This is a genomic window from Streptomyces sp. NPDC018045, from assembly GCF_044327445.1.
Taxonomy (GTDB): Bacteria; Actinomycetota; Actinomycetes; order Streptomycetales; family Streptomycetaceae; genus Streptomyces.
In genome coordinates this window covers 1-3229 of record NZ_JBIRFL010000073.1, presented here as the reverse complement: position 1 = coordinate 3229, position 3229 = coordinate 1, and the positions used below count along the sequence as shown (strand labels likewise).

1 protein-coding gene is annotated in these 3229 nt (G+C 72.6%); it reads right to left on the bottom strand.

Annotated elements, in window-relative coordinates; all coding sequences use genetic code 11:
- Positions 1-3229: beta-ketoacyl synthase N-terminal-like domain-containing protein (locus ACH4EB_RS38595; RefSeq protein WP_398353210.1), on the bottom strand; the 3229-nt coding region annotated here is incomplete at both ends.

Sequence of the window (3229 nt, the reverse complement as noted above, 5' to 3'; positions counted from 1 at the left end):
TGAACAACAAACCACCCGAGCCCGCCAACTCCACCGCCGCACCCAACAACGGATGCCCCACCGAACCCAGACCCGCCGACCGCACATCACCGGAACGCGCCCCGCCCGACGGCCAGAACCGCTCATGCTGGAACGCGTACGTCGGCAGGTCCACCCACCGCGCGCCCGTACCGGCGAAGACGGCGGACCAGTCGACCGGCGCGCCGTGGGCGTGCAGTCGGGCCAGGGCGGTGAGCAGTGCCGGTACCTCGGGCCGGTCCTTGCGCAGGGCGGGGGCCAGGAGCGACTCGTCCGCGGCGGACTCCGCCGCGAGTGCGGAGAGGGCGCCATCGGGGCCGAGTTCCAGGTGTGCCGTGATGCCTTGCGCGCGCAGCGCGCCGATGCCGTCGGCGAACCGCACGGCCTCGCGGACGTGGCTGACCCAGTACTCGGCAGAGCACAGCTCTTCCGCGGTGGCGGGCTCGCCGGTGACGTTGGAGACCACGGGGATGCGCGGCGTTCCGTATGTCATGCGCTCGGCGACGGCGCGGAAGTCGGCGAGCATCGGTTCCATGAGCGGCGAGTGGAAGGCGTGCGAGACCCGCAGCCTGCTGGTCTTGCGCCCCTCCCCCTCGAAATGCAGCCCGACGACGGTGACCGCCTCTTCGGCACCCGAGATCACGACCGACGACGGGCCATTGACCGCGGCGATCGACACGTCCTGCGTCAGGTGGGGAAGGACCTCTTCCTCCGTCGCCCGGACCGCCAGCATCGCTCCGCCGGCGGGCAGTTGTTGCATCAGCCGGCCCCGGGCAGCGACCAGTGCGCAGGCATCCGGGAGGGAGAAGACGCCCGCCACGTGCGCGGCGGCGATCTCTCCGACGGAGTGGCCCAGCAACTGGTCCGGGCGTACGCCCCACGACTCCAGCAGCCGGAACAGCGCCACCTCGACGGCGAACAGCCCGGCCTGGGCGTACGCGGTCTGGTTCAGCAGCTCCGCGTCCTCACCCCAGACAACCTCGCGCAACGGACGGTCCACGTGCTCGTCCAGCCCGGCGCACACCGCGTCGAACGCCGCCGCGAACACCGGATACCGCCCATACAGCTCCCGGCCCATGCCCAGGCGTTGCGCGCCCTGCCCCGAGAACAGGAACGCCAGCTTGGCGGAGCGGGCCCGGTCCTGCGCCACGACGGCTTCCTCGCCGCGTCCCTCGGCGAGGGCGGACAAGGAACGCGTCAGGTCCTGCCGGTCCCCGGCCAGTAGCACCGCACGGTGCTGGAACGCCGAGCGGCTGGTCGCCAGCGCGTGGGCGACGTCCGTGACCCGCAGCCCCGGCTCGCCGTCCAGACGGGACAGCAGCCGTGCTGCCTGGGCCCGCAACGCCGGCTCGCTCCGGCCCGACAGCAGCACCGGAACCGGGGCTCCTGCCGCGGCCGCGTCGTCCCCGGCGGTGTCCGGTGCGGCGTCGTCCGCGACCGGTTCGGGCTGTTCCAGGATGACGTGCGCGTTGGTCCCGCTGATCCCGAAGGAGGAGATGCCCGCTCGGCGCGGTCCGTCCCCTTGTGGCCATGCGGTCGCGGAGGTCAGCAGCTCGACGGCGCCCGCGCTCCAGTCCACATGTGCCGACGGCTCATCGACGTGCAGCGTCGGAGGAAGTACGCCGTGCCGCATGGCCTGCACCATCTTGATGATGCCGGCGACACCCGCGGCCGCCTGCGCGTGACCGATGTTGGACTTCACCGAGCCCAGCAGCAGCGGACGGTCCGCCGGCCGCTCCTGGCCGTACGTCGCCATCAAGGCCTGGGCCTCGATCGGGTCGCCCAGTGTCGTGCCCGTACCGTGGCCCTCCACCGCGTCGACGTCCGCCGCGGACAGGCCCGCGCTCGCCAACGCCTGCCGGATCACCCGCTGTTGCGAGGGACCGTTCGGCGCGGTCAACCCGTTCGAGGCACCATCCTGATTCACCGCGGAACCACGCACCGTCGCCAGGATCCGATGCCCGTTGCGGCGCGCGTCGGAGAGGCGTTCCAGTACGAGGATTCCGGCGCCTTCGGCCCAGCCGACACCGTCGGCCGCATCGGCGAACGCCTTGCAGCGCCCGTCCTGGGAGAGCCCGCCCTGGCGGGTGAACTCCACGAAGGTCAGCGGCGTCGACATCACCGTCACACCGCCCGCGAGCGCCAGCGAGCACTCCCCCTGGCGCAGCGACTGCGCGGCCAGGTGCAGGGCCACCAGCGACGACGAGCACGCCGTGTCCACCGTGACCGCCGGACCCTCGAAACCGAACGTGTACGACACCCGGCCCGAGGCGACGCTGCCCGCGCTGCCGCTGCCCTGGTAGCCCTCGAACTCGCGCCCGGAGAGCAGCGTCGAGTAGTCGTGGTACATCACGCCGGCGAAGACACCCGTGCGGCTGCCGCGCAGCGTGGCCGGATCCATACCGGCGCGCTCCAGCGCCTCCCACGTCGTCTCCAGCAACAACCGCTGCTGGGCGTCGGTGGTCAGGGCTTCCCGGGGGCTCATCCCGAAGAACTCGGGGTCGAACTCCGCCGCGTCATGGAGGAAGCCTCCGGAGCGGGTGGCGATGGCCCCTTCGCGGTCGGGGTCGTAGGTGTCGTCGATCTCCCAGCCCCGGTCCGTGGGGAAGCCCGAGACGGCGTCCCCGCCTTCGGACACCAGGCGCCACAGGTCCTCGGGGGAGGCGACACCGCCGGGGAACCGGCAGCTCATGCCGACGATCACGACCGGGTCGTCCGCCAGGTCCGGAAGGGCGGACACCGGGACCGGCGTCTCGGCCTCGGCGCCGAACAGCGCGTCGAGGAGGTGGCCCGCCAGGGCGCCGGCCGTCGGATAGTCGAACACGGCCGTCGCCGGGAGCCGCAGTCCGGTGGCCTTGCCCAGCAGGTTGCGGAGTTCGATCGCGGTCAGGGAGTCGAAGCCGAGGTCCTGGAAGGCCCGGTCCGGGTCCACCGTCTCCGGGCTCGCGTGGCCCAGGACCGTCGCGATCTGGGTCCGTACGACATCGAGCAGCGCCTCGCGCCGCTCCTCCGCGGACAGCCCGGTCAGACGCTGCCCGATCCCGGCTGCCGCGACGGCACCGGTACGGCGGGCCCGCGTACGGATCAGGCCGCGCAGCAGTGAGGGGATCTCCCCTTGCTGCCGCAGGGCTGCGAGGTCCAGGCGGACGGGGACGGACACGGGCTCGGCGGTGGCGAGCGCCGCGTCGAAAAGGGCCAGGCCCTCCTCGGC